The following is a 17,375-nucleotide window of genomic DNA, read 5'->3' as shown; positions in this document are numbered from 1 at the left end:
TTTTATATTGCCACTCCGCATTCAAAAACAAAATGGGAACAGTCCCATTAATTGAGAACGATCACAGTATAATTTTAGAGCAAACCATCGAAAGGAGGATTATTAACGAACTGGTTGCTGGGTAAAGTGCACCACAGACTCATCACCATTTAATTGATTAATCAGCATGTTAGCGGCCTTTTCACCTGCGAGAGAGTAACCGGGGTCCACACTGAAAACATTTGGAAAAAGGAAGGAAAGTAGCTCATTGCCACCCACACCAGTAACCACGACATCTTCACGCCCTCTTTCTTGCAGGCGCTTAATCACCCCAAGAGCAATGGTATCACTAGCACAAACGATGGCTTGCGTGTCGGATTGAACGACTTGATCCACCAGATGATAAGCACTTTCATGGCTAAGCTTGCCGGTTTGAAAACAAGGTTCGATGCGCTTTTTCTCACACCAAGATTGGTAAGTCTTCAGGCGAGCAAGCCCCGTCGTACGGTCTTCTGGATCAACGCCGATATAAGCAATGCGAGAAATAGATTGTTGCTCTAGGTGTGACAACGCCATCTCAATAACGCCTTGGTTATCGTAATTAATAGAAGAGACTAGCTTGGTATCCATCGCGATCACGACAATGCGATTGCCCCACTCCGCTAACGCTTGCTCATCACACCCAGTAAAACCAAACACGATAACACCATCGACATTACGGCGTTTAAGTACGTTTAAATGTTCGTTGGTCTTTTCACGATCGAACTGACTTTCCATGATCACCACGTCATACCCTGCTGAATACAAAGCATTGAGCATAGTGCCGACGGCACGGTTTTCTGAAGGGGAATCCAAACGAGATATAATCACCCCGATCACTTTCTGGCTGCCCCCACGCATCGACTGTGCAGACTTAGAAGGTACATAACCAGATTCACGAATGATTCTTTCTACCTTCTCTCGCGTTTGCGGTTTCACCTTAGGATCATTGGTTAACACACGGCTTATTGTCGATTTACCAACACCTGCCAATTTCGCGATATCAAGAATAGTGAGTTTTTTGCTCATAAGTGATCAAACTAAAAGTTGGATTTAAATAAAAGGGAAGCAGCGGCTTCCCTTATCTCAATCAGTAATGAAGATTACTTGTTTAGGTATGCAGGAACGTCTGCAATGCTGTCGAGAACAACCGTAGCAATCGCTTCGCCTTGTTCGGTAACTGGTTTACCAGTGCGAACCAAAACCTTAGTACCAACACCAGCCGCTTCAGCCGCCATCAAGTCTTCGGCTTTATCACCAATCATCACTGACTTAGCCATGTCGATTTTCAAAAAATCACGAGCAGAGATGAACATGCCTGGTTTTGGCTTACGACAATCACAATCTTGTTTGTATTCGCCGATACCGTGTTCCGGATGGTGAGGGCAGTAATAGATGCCATCAAACTCAACACCGTTGTCGGAAAAGTTCCAGTCCATCCATTGAGTCAAAGAAATGAAACGATCTTCGCTGAATTTACCACGTGCAATGCCTGATTGATTGGTCACAAGCACCAACAGGTAGCCTTTATCTTTCAGCGCTTTCGTCGCTTCAAAGACACCGTCAATGTACTCAAAATCATGTTCGTCATGAACGTAGCCATGGTCAACGTTGATCACGCCGTCACGATCGATAAAAACAGCAGGTTTTGCCAAAACGTATTTCTCTATTTACTCGGTTTCATCAGATTATTACATACCTTATAAGCACTCACACTATCTAATTGGTATGAGGAAGTGACAAAACAGTTGATTTGTCACCCGAGAATCGGTAAATCTTGAATATCCCTCTTTTATATCCCGTTCCGCCGAACATCTTCTTGCTTGATTTCCTAACAAAACACCCATACTTTTAGACGTCTAGACGTAGAAATATCTATTGACTTACTACTGCTTAACCCATAGCATCAACTGAGAATTGAGATAGAGTTCAAAATTTACTCCTGTTAAAAGCCGTTTTTAACAGCGAAGTTCCCAGTATCTCTGTGCAGGTTGAAACATGATAGAAATTAAAAACGTCAATAAAGTGTTCTACCAAGGCAGTAAGGAAATTCTTGCCCTTAAGGACATTAACTTAAATATCGCGAAGGGCACCATCTTTGGTGTTATCGGCTCATCGGGCGCGGGTAAAAGTACTCTGATCCGTTGCGTGAATATGCTGGAAGCCCCAACATCAGGCTCCATCATTGTTGATGGCGTAGACCTGACCAAACTCAACAAGAAACAACTGGGAGAAACCCGCCGCAACATCGGGATGATCTTCCAACACTTTAACCTGCTATCGTCTCGCACCGTTTTTGATAATGTCGCACTCCCTCTTGAGTTAGCAGGCAAAGACAAATCGCAAATCACAACAAAAGTGACTGAGTTGCTTAAACTGGTTGGCCTTTCTGACAAGCACGAAAGCTACCCAGCAAACCTAAGTGGCGGTCAAAAGCAGCGTGTGGCGATTGCACGTGCTCTGTCTTCTGATCCAAGTGTTTTGTTGTGTGACGAAGCGACCAGCGCACTCGACCCTGCAACGACGCAGTCAATCCTAGAACTTCTAAAAGAAATCAACCGCAAACTGGATATCACGATTCTGCTTATCACTCACGAAATGGAAGTGGTTAAGAGCATCTGCCACGAAGTGGCGATCATTGGTGATGGTGAACTTGTGGAAAAAGGCACCGTGGGTGAAATCTTCGCTCATCCGAAGACAGCTCTGGCACACGAGTTCATTCGCTCTACTTTGGATCTTTCTATTCCAGAAGATTACCAAGCTCGCTTACAAACTACGCGCGTAGAAAACAGCTACCCGTTGGTTCGCCTAGAATTTACTGGTGCAACCGTGGATGCCCCTCTGATGACGCAAATCGCTCGTAAGTACAACATCGACGTGAGCATCCTAAGTTCCGATCTGGACTACGCTGGCGGCGTGAAGTTCGGCATGATGGTCGCAGAACTGTTTGGTAGCGAAGAAGATGATAACGCAGCAATTGAATTCCTGCGTGAGCACAACGTGAAAGTAGAGGTACTTGGCTATGTCCTTTAATACGATTTCTGAATGGCTGAGCTTAAACAGCAACCTACTTTTGGGCGCAACGTGGGAAACCTTTTACATGGTGGCAGTTGCTGGCATCGTTGGTTTCGCGGTTGGCATCCCTCTTGGTGTAATTCTGCACACCACTAAAAAAGGGGGCTTGCTTGAAAACACCAAGCTAAATGGCGTTCTTGGCGCGATAGTCAACATTGGCCGTTCAGTGCCTTTCCTAGTATTGATGGTTGCGATTATTCCAGTAACCAAGCTGCTTGTCGGTACGTTTATTGGTACAACGGCAGCGATTGTTCCACTCACGATTGGTGCAATCCCATTTGTGGCGCGTCTAATCGAAGGCGCACTACTGGAAGTTCCATCAGGTTTGGTTGAAGCTGCGCAATCTATGGGTGCGACACCAACACAAATCATCACAAAAGTTCTGCTTCCTGAGGCAATGCCGACTATTGTTAACTCAGTGACGATTACCCTAGTAACACTAGTAAGCTATTCAGCAATGGCGGGGACAGTAGGCGGCGGCGGTCTTGGTGACGTAGCCATCCGTTATGGCTTCCACCGTTATGATGTAGTCATCATGGCCGTGACTGTCGTGATGCTGATTGTTCTAGTACAAATTATTCAGTCTATCGGTGATGCAATCGTTCGCCGCGTAGACCACAGATAAGAATTGAAAATACCAATTATAAGGAGATAAAGATGAAATTTAGCCTTAAGAGTCTTTTGACTGTTGCAACTGCCGCTTCTGCACTTGTTCTAGCAGGTTGTGGTGATAAAGAAGTCGACGCAAACAAAGTAAAAGTTGGCGTAATGGCGGGTGCAGAGGCTCAAGTTGCTGAAGTTGCAGCAAAAGTTGCGAAAGAGAAATACAACTTGGATGTTGAGTTGGTGACGTTCACTGATTACGTTACACCAAACGCTGCGCTAGATGATGGCTCAATCGACGCAAATGCGTTCCAACACAAGCCATACCTAGACCAGCAAGTAACTGACCGTGGCTACAAGCTAGTAACAGCTGGTAACTCTTTCGTATACCCAATTGCGGGTTACTCTAAGCAAGTTAAATCGGTTGCTGAGATCGAAGATGGCGCTCGTATCGCGGTACCAAACGATCCAACAAACCTTGGTCGTTCTCTTCTACTTCTTGAGCAACAAGGTTTGATCGAACTGCGTGATGGCGTAGGTCTACAAGCAACAGTACGTGACATCGTTGGTAACCCGAAAAACATCACTATCGTGGAGCTAGATGCAGCACAACTTCCACGTTCTCTTGATGACGTAGCGGTTTCTATCATCAACACGACTTACGCAAGCTCAATCGACCTAACACCTGAGCGTGACGGTATCTTCGTAGAAGACAAAGAGTCTCCATACGTAAACCTAATCGTTGCTCGTGAAGACAACGTTCAAGCAGCTAACGTACAAAACTTCGTGAAAGCATACCAAACAGATGAAGTTTACGAAGCAGCGAAAGACATCTTCAAAGGTGGCGTAGTGAAAGGTTGGTAATCCCCTTTTTCTACAACACTTGAAACTTAAAAAGGGCGCTCATCAGAGCGCCCTTTTTGCATTTGTTTTCATTGCGGTTTTATATCGTTAGAACAGCTGAACTTCGTCTTGCTCAACCTTCTTTTGCTCCTGCTCTGGCTGCGAATCCACTTGCGGATGTTTAAACACATAAGGCGCTAAAAACGCAGTAAAAGGGATAGTAAGCACAATGCCTACACTGCCCGCTAACGCATTCACCACTGCGAGTCCTACCAGCGGCATGTTCATAAACTGGCTTGCTGGCATGTTAAGTCCCCACACCATCATGATGGTCGTTAATGAGCCACCAGCAAACGCCAAAATCAAGGTGTTAGTCATAGTGCCCATGATGTCTCGACCAATGTTCATCGACGCTCTAACCAACTGCTTTGGTTTGAGTTTCGGGTCGGTTTGTTGCAGCTCCGCGTACGCCGATGCAATCGAAATCGCCACATCCATAACAGCGCCAAGTGCCGCAACGACAATCGTCACGAACATCAACCAACGGATGCCCATCTTCACCGACGTTAGGTAAATCACGTCTTCGCCTTTGTCGAGGTAAATGCCCGACAAGTGTGCCATTTCACCAAACCACTGCGCCATTACACCCGCAGCGATTACGCCAAGTAACGTGCCGCCCATGGCGCATAAACTCTTCCGGTTATAGCCAGAAACGAGAATAAAACTGACCACGATGATCACCACCATCAATAAGATGCTAACCAACATCGGATTCCAACCCGCAAAAATACTCGGCACCAATACGCCAACGATCAAGGCGGCAGTAAAATAGAGCGCGACCATCGAGTTGATGCCCTCTTTCTTACCAAAGCTCAGCAGCAGCGCACAAAACAGCGCAAGCATCAGGTAAATCGCATCTGATCGTTTGTGGTTATACGCCCAATAAACGGTGCCATTGGTGGTTTCGCGGATCATCATAATGAAAGTATCGCCTTCACTGACATACACGTTGTGCTGGCGACTAAGAGGATTGGTAACTTCCACCTCTAAGCCTTCGCTCTCTCCCTCAAGGATTTTTGCCATGAAAACTTGTTTACCTGTCATCACATCCGGCACGAGCGGATCTGGTGCAACATGGTTTGAAATAGAACGCGTGACAGTCGCTTCAACAAACTCTTGTTGCTGGCGAGATTTAGGACGGAAATCTTCACTCCACGAAGAAGAAAACTGAAAGATAAGCGTGGAGATAAGGGTAATCAGTAGGGTGAAACCCCATCGGTTATAGATTCTTTTGATCATGAAGCACTCTTCTACATCACTCACTCAAACGAGCTTTGCCTCTGGTGAGTAAAATTAGGCGCGGTAAAGATTACCGCGCCCACATGCAGGGTTAATGAGTTGGGTTACAACCTGCGACTTTCTCATCAAGGGTCGCCGCGTCTTTGTTAGGGTTAACAAAGTAGCTAGACGAATCATTGATGTTCACAGACTTAACAATCGCTGGATATTTCGGGTTTTCTAAGTCAATCGAGACACAGATTTCCATGTTCTTCAATTGATCCCATAGCGCTTTGCCTTCGCCCTCACGCAGTGTCGTGATATCACCACTTGGTAGGTATTGAGTGAATGACCAGTTACCAACGCTGCCACTGAAATCTGCCACGTTGATACCTTTGTTCTCTTCAACATACTCCGTCAGCATATCGCGAATTGCATAAACTTGTTCATTCACTGAGTCGTAGAACACGTCGTCTTTGCTCGCCCAACCAAACTTCTGGATTTGCGAACCAAAGCGGTAGCTGTTCATCGCCACTTTGTAAGTCGCGTTTGGATCGAACTGCTCGCCACCAATGCTGGTGATATTTACGCGGCTACCTTCATTCGTCACCGTGTTGTTTTCATCTAGCTCTAAAGACGGTTTACTTAGATCCACAGTGAACTCGATGTCACCATCGAATTGATCGTACAGGTAAGCTGGCGCGCCTTTCTTAAACGACACCGTAATGTCACCCGGTTGATACTGGTTGAAGTAAGAGTAAGACCACTCAATGAAGCGTTTTAGGTTTGCACCTGTCATCTCAACGCCAAGCAAGGTGTTATCGTACTTGTACAAGTTGGTCGATTTACCTTTGGTGTACACTTCACCATCGATAAGATTTGATTGATCAGAGAACAGCGACGCAGCAGACACAACCGCACCATTACCCTCACCGACCGCCTCTTCGATTGTCTGCATTTGGATTTGGTTAATCACGTCCATTAATGGCGTATCAACCACTTTCGCAAGGTGAATCGTCGAGTACAAACGCTCTGCCGTGTAGTTGTAATCCGTCGCAGTCGCTTCATCTGGGTAACCCGTTGCGCTTGGTGTGAAGTTACCCGTTACACGGCCAAGCTCGCGAGTGGCGTCTTCAACCGAGATATCGTGCACGTATTGGAATTTAGCTTGCAGCGCTTGCTCTTCTTCCACTTTCTTCGTGCCAATGTTGGTCAATGTGGTGTCTTCCATCGTCCACTTGCCATCGACTTTCTTCAATTGAATTTCAGCTTTCGCTAGGTAAGCACCCCACTTGCCCGGCTCAATGATTTTCACGCTTTGCGCGCGATTGTCTTGGTTGTATTCGCCAGACTTCGCTTTATCTTCAATCAGCGTATTTTCACCGCCAATTTCTGATGTGGATTTACTGATTGGGGTAACAGTGCCATCAGCATTCACTTGCTCGATGTAGTTGGCGTGTTCGTGACCCGCTAGAATAACGTCAAATTTATCCGCCATTGCAGACGCGATTTCGTAAACGCCCACACCACCGTCTTCTTGTCGGCCTAGGTGAAGCGCACCAACAATCACATCTGGATTGTATTCAGACACCAGTTGGTCAACCGCTTCTTTGGTTGCATCCAATTCGTTCTCAAACTTCAAACCTTTGAAGTGATCCGGTGCAGATGCTTCCCAGTTCGGCACGTTCGATGGCGTTAGACCAACGACCGCCACTTTCACGCCTTCTACTTCAAACATTTGGAACGCGCGAATGTAGTTCACATCGTTGCTTTCCCATTTGATGTTTGAAGACAGTACCGCACCATTAAAATGATCGAGGTTGCGATCGACAAACGAACGCTCAAAGTTGAATTCATGGTTGCCTGGTACCCAAACGTCAAAGCCAAGAGAGTTCATGCTCTCGACCACTGGGTGAGTTGGATCATCGTTGAATAGTTGCGCGGAGTTGCCCTGAACCGTATCACCGATATCAATCAGAATCATGTTTGGATGTGCCGCTTTTTGATCAGCAAGCAAAGTGGCCACACGAGTAATACCAGCGTCATCGTCTTCTGCGTTCAACGCGTAGTCAAAACCAAACAAACGACCGTGTAGATCCGATGTTGCGGCGATAGCAATGGTTACTTCATCCGCTTGTGTTGCTTCACCTTTCACAACCACATCAGGCGTGTTAGTCAGTGTTTTGCCTTCTGCGACTACAGGGCTGTAGTCCGATGGAACTTCTACGTATTTCGTATCGTCGTCATTGCAGCCAGCCATCAGGCCGACAACAGCAATACAGACGAGGCTTCGTTTAAATAATGTCATCACAATTCCTTCCAGATTATTTTTTTATATATATTTTCGGAAGGGGCCCTCTTCCCAAAACCTTAAAAAGGATATGGATGTTATTTTAATTTTTTGAGAAGCAAACGTTTCAATGCTTATAAAGCATGCAACTGAGTTACATTTTTCTTTGAATATGAACAAAGATCACAATCAAGGGGATGAGAGGAATGGTCAGTGAAAATGCTTTTTGAATCAATATATTGATAAAATCAATAATAGATAATTTTACTGATCAGGTTTGATTCATTTATATCGATAGAAAAAAGCTGGCATAGACGCCAGCTTTAAAGAATAGACTACTTGATGTGGTCCCAAGAGATGTTGGAGACAATTCGGCAATCGTCACACTTAAAGTAGAAAATGTCGTGCAGCGGTTCGTCGAGTAACCAGTCACCACCACATTTTGGACACTTGCGCGCTTTTTCCGCTTCAAGTGACTCACCACCGACGCGGTATTGGTAGTAGTACGTTGGAATCTTGGTGATGTATTCAATACGGCCACGCAAATCCCAACCACGGCGGAACAACACACTGTCTGAGTCGCAAATTTCATGCAGCGCAGCGTGTTCAGCGCGGCAACCACCCGCCATTTGGATTTCATCACACGCTTGCCATTCGGTTTGCCATTTCACCACCGCTTTATGGTCACCATTCAGTGTTGCCCCATTACGGTAAAGTGGAATTGGCAACAGCGTCTCACCACTGCGCAGTGGAGAGCAGGTATGCACGTAAGTGGTGTAAAGTACTTGCCAGCTTGGTGTTTCTTCTTCCGCCGCTTCTTCTGAATTCAAATCACGACCCAACATGCGCATTTTCGGCGCAAGCAACGACGCTTCCGACAAACGATTCATGCACACTTTGACGAAATCAGAATGGTAGCGAGGATGCAAACTGTCTTGCTCTGGGCAAACGACGCGAACATAAAACTCGCCATCACCCATTACGATAGGAAATTCACGACCCAGAACTTGTCCGTTGTAACGCAGTGCGTCCATCAGACCATTAATCGCTTTATCTACGGCGCTTACGGTAGTGTTATCAAAACACTCAAATTGCAACTCAACAACGTACATGCTTACACCGCTGCCTCAAGTTTGCTTAGAAACTCGGTCAGTGTTTCAGCCAATACGTCACGTTTATCAGAACCCAAGCGCTCAAGAATCACATTACCCGTTAAGTTACAGATTGAAATCACATCCAGCTCGGCATCAGTCGCTGCAATAAATACCGTCGGCTTTAGTTTTAGACGACGCTGAGTCACCAGGTGACCAAGAATGTTCTCTTGCAGACGAGTAAAGTCATCGTCACTCCAAACTTGCAGCAGTGTCAGTTCATTGCCTTGCCAAGTCGCGTCCATATCAGCACTGTATTGCGAACCATAGAAAAGCTTAATGTCTTCATGCAACGTCAATTCAATTGCATTCTCAACGTTGGTGAAGTCTGCCATCTCTTCACGTAGAACCGATTTCCACAAAACGACCTCATCGCGTTTCTCTTCTACACATGGAGAAACAAGATCAGCAAGCTCTTCACTGCGTGGCAGTTCGTTGTGTTTGTCTTGCCAAGCTTGTTGGTAGCGCAGGCTAAAATCCTGTAGAGCCTGAGGAACGGTTTGGGTCATGAAGGTCTCCTGGTTTGTTTTTATCAGGTTGCGGTATCTGCCGGATGGCAATTAATCAGCGGATTCAGTAAAATTCTCGCCATTCTAATCGAAAATGACCACAAAGTATGAGCAAATATTCTGACGCTAAAGAGCTTGCTGGCCTGACTCTGGGTAAAAAGACCGAGTACGCAAACCAATACGACGCGAGCTTGCTGCAACCTGTTCCTCGCAGCTTAAACCGTGACGACCTTGAACTTGGCGACAGCCTCCCGTTTATGGGCCACGACATTTGGACGCTGTACGAGCTATCTTGGCTAAACAGCAAAGGCTTGCCTCAAGTTGCGGTTGGCGAAGTGTACATTCCAGCAACCAGCGCAAACTTGATTGAGTCAAAGTCGTTCAAACTGTACTTAAACAGCTACAACCAAACGCGTTTCGCTACTTGGGAAGAAGTGACTGAGCGTTTGACGCAAGACCTATCGGCATGCGCAGGTGAGCAAGTACTTGTGGAAGTAAACCCAGTAACTCATTACACCAACCAACCTATCGTGACGATGGAAGGCGAGTGTATTGACGCTCAAGACATCGAAATCACCAGCTACGATTTTGATGCTGCACTGCTTGAAGGAGCTGCTGGTGATGAGCAAGTAGAAGAAATTCTTCACAGCCATCTACTAAAATCGAACTGTTTGATCACCAACCAGCCAGACTGGGGCAGCGTAGAAATTCGCTACCAAGGCGCCAAGCTTGATCGTGAGAAGTTGCTTCGTTACCTCGTTTCATTCCGTGAGCACAACGAGTTCCACGAGCAATGTGTTGAGCGCATTTTCACTGACTTGATGAAGTACTGCCAGCCAACAAAACTGACGGTATTTGCACGTTACACACGTCGTGGTGGTCTGGATATCAACCCTTACCGTTCAACGGAACAAGACAAGCCCACGCACAATAACCGCATGGCGCGTCAGTAATCTGAGTTGAGAATCAAAAGCGCTTGAGTTCCACACTCAGAAACTAATTACTTAAATACTCAAAAACGCTCAGCTATCTGTTGGATTGCTGGGCGTTTTTCTCTACTATTGTTTATTCAAAAACACGTAATTTACGACACAGTTCGAGGGAACGAAAAGGATGTTTTGGGACAGTTCGCGTCTATTTAGGCTGATTGGCTTTCTTTGCTTATTACTAGCACAGCCACTTCACGCGACCATTTTATCTTCCGCTTTACTTAATGAAGCTCAACAACTTGCTGAGATTGAGCCTTCACAAGCCAAACAAGCGGCCAAAAACTACCTATTGCAACGCGAGCTGACAGAGCGTCAAGAGAACGGAAGCCCGTCTGCTATGTCTCGTGAAGAGACCGATCGCAGTATCCGCACGCCAAGCAGTACCATCGAAGCACACAAGATCATTGCCCAAGCCGATTACACCATGGGGAACATTCGTTCTGCTATCAATAACCTTGATGAAGCCGAACGTCTTGCCAAAGAATACCAATTGCCATACATGAACCTGGACGTGCAGCTAATGCGCAACCAAATGATTTGGATGTATGACAAAAACTACGCAGCCGCAGAAGAAAAACTCGATCAAATCGAAAAACAGATTGAAGACGCCAACCCTGTATTGCAACGCACCGACAGCGTGCATTATCGCTTAGTGATGCAGCGTGCGCTACTGGCAGCAAACAGTGGTGATAGCGTTAACGCCGACCGTTTATACGCACAAGCTAAAACCATGCTGAAAGATAACCGCTCGGACCTGATTTTAATTGATTACCACACCGCCGTAGGCGAATTTTATCTCAATGATAAAAAGTACAACCTCGCCCTTTCTGAACTGCTATACGGCTATTGGCAGTCAATCGAGAGCGACAGCGGTGCACGCTTAGCAAAAGTAAATCGTTTATTAGCGCGCCTGTTTCAAGAACGCCGCGTGTATGACAAAGCGATCGAGTACCTCTCTCAGGCCGCAGACTTTTACGATAGCTACCCAAGCTCGCCTATTCTGGCCGATGTGCTAGAGCAAATGGGTGACATCTATTTCTACCAAGGCAAATTTAATCTGGCTTTGGTGCACTACTTCAACGTACTGGACCATGACAGCACAAGTAAGAATATCAACCGCATTATCAAGATCCGTTTGAGCTTAGCGGCAACCTATCTCCAGCTTTATAACTACGCATTAGCAGAGCAGTACCTTGACCGCTCTATGGATTTGCTTGCATACGCAGACCTACCACAACTAGAAGCGAAAGCGGCATTACTGCAATCGGGATTGGCTTACCACCAAAATGAAAGTAAAAATGTCATAAATAATGCGAAAAAAGCACTCGACCTGATCGAGAAGGCACCGGACGATACAGGCTTTATCAAACAGCAGTCTTACCGCCTACTGGGCTTGGGGTATGAGCAAGCAGGCGAATACCAACTGTCGTTACAAGCCTACAAAAAGTACACCAGTCTTGTGCGATTAGAGCAAAAGCAACTTAACCAAATCAGTGAGGATGCCTTTCGCCAGCAAAAAGAGTTTGCCGAACAAAGCATTCATTATGTCGGCCAAGCGGACAAGCTTGCACAAGTTGAGATGGAACATCTCAAGTTCCAAAAGATTTCATTCGCCCTGTTCATTACTGTGCTGGTGATGTTCTTATTCATCATGCGTCGTGGTGTGATCATGCAGCGTCAAACATCACAAATCGACAAGCTACGTAATGATCTCTTCACCCACTCGCGTTCGCGTCTACGTAACTTACGTATGTTGAACGTGAAACTGTCGCGTTCGTTGAAGAAATCGAGCGATACGTTTGAACAATGGCAAATGGGCGAACTGATCCACGAGCCCCTCAACGACCGCCTACGCTTTGTGATGATCGACTTACCATTCTTACGAAGTATGTACGTACAACACGGCTACAAAGCTGGTTTGGAACTAGAGCGGGCTTTTGGTGAGTTCTTGGCAGAACGTATCCAGAAACCAACACGTTTGTACCACTTCTCAGATGCAAACTTACTGTACATCGAACCCAATGCTGATCGCGATGCTTCTGCGGAAGCCACATTCAACAAATTCCAAAGTTGGGTGGATGAGTTTGCGGCCAAACACCATGTGAATCGCACGATTCGTATGGGTATCAGTGATTACCCTTTCTTGCCACGTGCCTACACCGCCATTAATGATGAAGAACTGCTCGACTTATTATTGCTCGCGACGCACATTGCCCGTGAGGTCAGCTTAAAAGATAAACACAGCCATTGGGTGTTCTTGAAGGCGATTGATAACGCGCCCGCCGCAAGCTTTGCAACCGGTAACATAAGAACCGCTTGCCAACATGCCATCAACCAAGGGCTAATAAAGATTCATTCTTCGTACAAGAATGAGGACGACATCAAAAAAATATTAAAAAACGGATAATTAACCAACGGTTGAGCATAATCAGTGATGACGCTATAAAGTTTTTTGTTATTATCAAATAATCGTCAGTAGTACATGGACTTAACCGTAGTCACTTCATGGGAATCTTGGAATCCGATATTCAGTCGCAGCTTCATCAGCTGAGTTGTCAACTTGACCAACTCAGGCTGACTCATCGTGATACTTCGCTCAAATTTAAACGTGAGCAGCAAGTTCTGAAGCGAGTTGTGGCATCATTGTCTTCTGCTTGTCAGGGTTCAAACTCTCAAGTAACCAACTACCTGCTCGAAATTCAGCAAGAACTGGAACATCAAAAAGATGTCAGCGCGCTGATCCCTCGTTTAGCAGTGCTAGAAAGAATGCTCAAACAGCAGTCTAAGGCGATGGAAAAACAAAACGGCTATCTCGACGAACAAATCAAACACAGTGGTGAGACGCTTCAGCGCATCACAGGTTTGCCTGCGCAGCTAAAACGCGAACTGCGAAATCTCATGAGCTTTTCTGAAGTTCATGCGGGTAAAAAAGTTGACCAAGCAACCAAGCTACTGAGCATTTATGAGCGTGCGCTCAAGATCATCACATCCAACTCACGCCTTAACCTTGGCGAGCTAGAAAACGGGCCAGATAAATCACAACTGGAATGTTTAGCCAGCGACCTCCAGCACACGATTACCGAGCTCGACTTTGAAGGCGAATCGGGTGATCAATTGTTGGATATCCGTGCCAAACTGCTTTTGGGTGTGAACGCTGAGTCACTGATTGAGCTGACGTTAAATACACTTAAACTGGTCGTCGAAGCCACTAAGTACGAGCGTAAATCATCAGAACAGTTCCTAGAGCAACTCAATACTTCGCTTTCAAGCAATCTGAAAACCGTTCATCAGAACGTCGATCAGCATCAAACCTACTTCGAACATCGCCAAGAATTGAATTCAGAGATGACTACCTTGGTGGAACGCAGCCAAGAATCTCTGGAACATGCACAAGATCTCGAAGAGTTGAAAGGTGAAGTATCACCATTGCTGGCCAAGATGGCCTCTTTGACTGAGCGCTTAAGAATGACCGAAGAGCGCGAACAAGCCCTTCAAGAACGCTTAAGCTACAGCAAAAACCAGCTTGAAGCCGTCTTTGAATCAACGCAAGATTATCGTCGTCGCTTGGAAGATCAAGCACAGCGCATGCTGCTAGACCCATTGACCAAGGTATATAACCGCGCGGCTTTTAATGATCGTTTAGAGTTAGAATATCGTCGTTGGATTCGCTCACAACAAAACCTTCGTGTTGTACTGTTTGATGTCGATAACTTCAAAGCCGTTAACGACAGCTATGGCTACACTGCTGGCGACAAAGCATTGAAGATTATTGCTCGCACCATGAGCAAGCGCATCGCCGATACCGAAACCGTCGCTCGATTTGGCGGTGAAGAGTTCATCATGCTTATCCCTGAGCAATCGGAAGAATACACGCTTGAATTGATGAAGCACATTCAGCGTGATATCAGTAAGTTGCCATTCAAGTTCCGCGAACAAAACATCATGATTACGCTGACGGCGGTTTCCACTTCCTTCAAAGAAGCAGACAACCCTGAGTACGTCTTAGATCGTCTTGGTAACATGCTAAGAGATGCCAAGCAGCGTGGTAACAGTCAGGTGAACTGGAACTAAAAAGCGTTCAAAAAACAACCAAACGAACGCTTTTTACGTGCTGTTTTGTCATATTGCCTCAAATTTTCAACGAGTTATCACGTTTCTCCCTTATCAGTCTGCTAAGCTGTTTAAACGCTATAAAACAAAGTCTGCCAACCACTGAGTAAAACGATACGTATAAACTGACAGGTGAGTTGGTTTCTTCCCTCAAAAGAATGCATTAGCAAGGAGGCCTTATGATTACCCATATAAGCCCCGCAGGTAGCATGGATTTGCTATCCCAACTGGAAGTTGAACGTCTTAAGAAAACCGCATCGAGTGAGTTATACCAACTCTATCGTAACTGTACGCTCGCGGTCCTCAACTCCGGCAGCCACACCGATAACTCAAAAGAGCTATTAGACAAATACCTTTCATTCGATGTGAACGTGGTTAGACGTGAGCGCGGCATCAAGCTTGAATTAGCGAATCCGCCTGAGCATGCATTTGTCGATGGCGAAATCATTAAAGGTATTCAAGAGCATCTATTCTCTGTTCTACGTGACATCGTGTACGTGAACATGCACTTGGCGGACAACCAACGCCTTAATCTCACCAATGCTACGCACATTACCAACCTTGTATTTGGCATTCTGCGCAATGCGGGCGCCCTAACTCCGGGCATCGAGCCAAATCTTGTCGTGTGTTGGGGTGGCCACTCAATCAATGCAACCGAATACCAATACACTCGCGAAGTAGGTAACGAGCTTGGCCTTCGTGAGCTGAACATCTGTACAGGCTGTGGCCCTGGTGCAATGGAAGGACCAATGAAAGGGGCAGCGATTGGTCACGCCAAACAGCGTTACACTGAGCAGCGCTACCTTGGTTTGACAGAGCCTTCAATCATTGCTGCAGAGCCACCAAACCCTATCGTGAATGAACTGGTGATCATGCCAGACATCGAGAAGCGTCTCGAAGCCTTTGTACGTATGGCGCACGGCATAGTGATCTTCCCAGGTGGTCCGGGTACGGCAGAAGAGTTGCTGTACATCTTGGGCATCATGATGCACCCAGATAACGCCGACCAACCAATGCCAATCGTGCTAACGGGTCCAAAAGAAAGCGAAGCTTACTTCCGCTCAATCGATGCTTTCATTGCAGATACGCTGGGTGAAGAAGGCCAGAAACACTATCAAATCGTTATTGATGATCCGGCCGAAGTCGCTCGTATCATGAAGCGTTCGATGGAAGATGTTCGCCAACACCGCAAAGAAAAAGGCGATGCCTACAGCTTTAACTGGTCAATGAAGATCGAACCAGAATTCCAATTGCCTTTTGAGCCAACTCACGATGCGATGGCAAGCCTAGATTTGCACTTGAACCAACAACCACAGGTACTGGCTGCGAGCTTACGTCAGGCTTTCTCTGGCATTGTTGCGGGTAACGTAAAAGCAGAAGGCATTCAAGAAATCGAACGTCATGGTCCATTTACCATCAACGGCGATCCCGTGCTAATGAAGAAGCTGGATAAGTTACTGAAAGACTTTGTTGAACAACACCGCATGAAACTACCAGGCGGAACGGCCTATGAGCCATGTTACCGAATTGCCCATCAGGAAAATGGTGGTCGATAGATAACTCAGCTTTGGTTACACTAGGGGCATTACGCCCCTTTTTTATTGCTAAGTCATTATGTCTATTCATCTTGTTATTATTGATGCCCTAAACCTGATTCGTCGCGTGCACTCTGCACAACCCGATCCGACCGACATAGCAAGAACTATCACGACGACAGGACGAACGCTAACTCGCATCCTTTCTGAAGCTCAACCTACGCACATCATCGCGGTGTTTGATCATCATGAACAAGATAGAGGCTGGCGCGCTGAAATTCTTCCGAACTACAAGCAAAATCGTAAGCCTATGCCAGAGCCGCTAATGCAGGGATTGGATGCCATCCAACAAGCTTGGTGGGAAGAAGGCATTGATTCACTATTGTCTGAAGGCGATGAGGCCGATGATTTAGTCGCAACACTGGCAACTAAAGTGGCGAGCCACGGCGAAAAGGTCACGATTGTCTCGACCGATAAAGGCTACTGCCAACTGCTCTCCCCGACTCTTCAGATCCGAGATTACTTCCAACACCGTTGGCTAGATGAACCGTTTATCGAAAAAGAGTTTGGCGTAAAACCATCTCAGCTCGCGGATTATTGGGGTTTGACAGGAATCAGCTCAAGCCAAGTTCCGGGTATTCCGGGTGTTGGCCCTAAAGCAGCCAAAGAGATCTTAACTCAATTCGAAGACATTGAAGCCGCTTACGCTAGCGAAGAACTGGTACCGAAATATCGTAAGAAGTTTGATGAACATATTGAGTCGGCACGCTTATGTAAACGCGTAGCAGCACTTAAATGCGATATTGAACTAGGTTTCAACCTACAAGACATTCGCTTTACCGGACCAAACAAAGCGGAATAGCAATCGACTTCAAACACTAAAAAAGCGCCTATTGCCGGTAATGCCGATCAGTTAAGAAATTAATAGACTGATCAATTGAACGATCCCACCAGTGTGTAAAAATCCGATAGAC

14 protein-coding genes are annotated in these 17,375 nt (G+C 46.2%); 8 read left to right on the top strand and 6 right to left on the bottom strand.

Features of this window, described 5'->3' with window-relative positions; all coding sequences use genetic code 11:
- Positions 1-102: 102 nt before the first annotated feature.
- Both treR and gmhB read right to left on the bottom strand, forming a co-directional pair.
- Positions 103-1,047 carry a trehalose operon repressor TreR gene (gene treR / locus OQJ86_RS22855; protein ID WP_045419253.1) on the bottom strand — a complete coding sequence of 315 codons (945 nt, stop codon included), beginning with the start codon at positions 1,045-1,047 and terminating at the stop codon, positions 103-105.
- Positions 1,048-1,121: 74 nt separating this feature from the next.
- Positions 1,122-1,673 (bottom strand): D-glycero-beta-D-manno-heptose 1,7-bisphosphate 7-phosphatase, encoded by a 552-nt coding sequence (gmhB, locus tag OQJ86_RS22850; RefSeq protein WP_265991240.1) that lies wholly within the window; start codon positions 1,671-1,673, stop codon positions 1,122-1,124.
- A 343-nt stretch (positions 1,674-2,016) separates the two neighbouring features.
- On the opposite strand from gmhB, the gene metN reads away from it, so the two are divergent.
- From metN to OQJ86_RS22835, 3 genes are read left to right on the top strand one after another with little or no spacing between them, the layout of a single operon-like run.
- On the top strand, positions 2,017-3,051 hold the full coding sequence (metN, locus tag OQJ86_RS22845) for a methionine ABC transporter ATP-binding protein MetN (RefSeq protein WP_038865399.1): 1,035 nt from the start codon (positions 2,017-2,019) through the stop codon (positions 3,049-3,051).
- The gene (locus tag OQJ86_RS22840; RefSeq protein WP_265991237.1) at positions 3,041-3,718 is read left to right on the top strand and encodes a methionine ABC transporter permease; all 678 of its coding nucleotides are present in this window, start codon (positions 3,041-3,043) and stop codon (positions 3,716-3,718) included. The genes metN and OQJ86_RS22840 overlap by 11 nt, the downstream gene beginning before the upstream one ends.
- Before the next feature lie 32 nt (positions 3,719-3,750).
- Positions 3,751-4,560, top strand: a complete 810-nt coding sequence (locus OQJ86_RS22835) for a MetQ/NlpA family lipoprotein (protein WP_042602626.1) — start codon at positions 3,751-3,753, stop codon at positions 4,558-4,560.
- A gap of 87 nt (positions 4,561-4,647) precedes the next feature.
- Here OQJ86_RS22835 and OQJ86_RS22830 read toward each other — a convergent pair whose 3' ends face one another.
- The 4 genes from OQJ86_RS22830 to syd all read right to left on the bottom strand — a co-directional run bounded on the left by OQJ86_RS22830 (position 4,648) and on the right by syd (position 9,767).
- On the bottom strand, positions 4,648-5,838 hold the full coding sequence (locus tag OQJ86_RS22830) for a YibE/F family protein (protein ID WP_265991235.1): 1,191 nt from the start codon (positions 5,836-5,838) through the stop codon (positions 4,648-4,650).
- Between the two features lie 91 nt (positions 5,839-5,929).
- A complete protein-coding gene (locus tag OQJ86_RS22825; RefSeq protein WP_265991233.1) occupies positions 5,930-8,125 on the bottom strand; it encodes a bifunctional metallophosphatase/5'-nucleotidase in 2,196 nt (731 codons plus the stop codon).
- A 317-nt stretch (positions 8,126-8,442) separates the two neighbouring features.
- Positions 8,443-9,219 carry a Zn-ribbon-containing protein gene (locus OQJ86_RS22820; RefSeq protein ID WP_038865405.1) on the bottom strand — a complete coding sequence of 259 codons (777 nt, stop codon included), beginning with the start codon at positions 9,217-9,219 and terminating at the stop codon, positions 8,443-8,445.
- Between the two features lie 2 nt (positions 9,220-9,221).
- Positions 9,222-9,767, bottom strand: coding sequence for a SecY-interacting protein (gene syd, locus OQJ86_RS22815; protein ID WP_265991230.1), 546 nt, complete (start codon positions 9,765-9,767; stop codon positions 9,222-9,224).
- 107 nt (positions 9,768-9,874) lie between these two features.
- On the opposite strand from syd, the gene queF reads away from it, so the two are divergent.
- The 5 genes from queF to xni all read left to right on the top strand — a co-directional run bounded on the left by queF (position 9,875) and on the right by xni (position 17,263).
- On the top strand, positions 9,875-10,720 hold the full coding sequence (gene queF / locus OQJ86_RS22810; protein WP_038865407.1) for an NADPH-dependent 7-cyano-7-deazaguanine reductase QueF: 846 nt from the start codon (positions 9,875-9,877) through the stop codon (positions 10,718-10,720).
- 160 nt (positions 10,721-10,880) lie between these two features.
- Entirely contained in the window at positions 10,881-13,163 is a 2,283-nt protein-coding gene (locus OQJ86_RS22805; protein ID WP_265991227.1) for a tetratricopeptide repeat protein, read from the top strand.
- Between the two features lie 98 nt (positions 13,164-13,261).
- On the top strand, positions 13,262-14,827 hold the full coding sequence (locus OQJ86_RS22800; protein WP_038875579.1) for a sensor domain-containing diguanylate cyclase: 1,566 nt from the start codon (positions 13,262-13,264) through the stop codon (positions 14,825-14,827).
- A 218-nt stretch (positions 14,828-15,045) separates the two neighbouring features.
- On the top strand, positions 15,046-16,422 hold the full coding sequence (gene ppnN, locus OQJ86_RS22795; protein WP_038865411.1) for a nucleotide 5'-monophosphate nucleosidase PpnN: 1,377 nt from the start codon (positions 15,046-15,048) through the stop codon (positions 16,420-16,422).
- A gap of 58 nt (positions 16,423-16,480) precedes the next feature.
- A complete protein-coding gene (xni, locus tag OQJ86_RS22790) occupies positions 16,481-17,263 on the top strand; it encodes a flap endonuclease Xni (protein ID WP_038865412.1) in 783 nt (260 codons plus the stop codon).
- Positions 17,264-17,375: the final 112 nt, after the last annotated feature.

This window comes from Vibrio sp. Sgm 5 (genome assembly GCF_026241575.1).
Classification (GTDB): Bacteria; Pseudomonadota; Gammaproteobacteria; order Enterobacterales; family Vibrionaceae; genus Vibrio; species Vibrio jasicida.
This window is presented reverse-complemented; position numbering and strand designations above follow the sequence as displayed.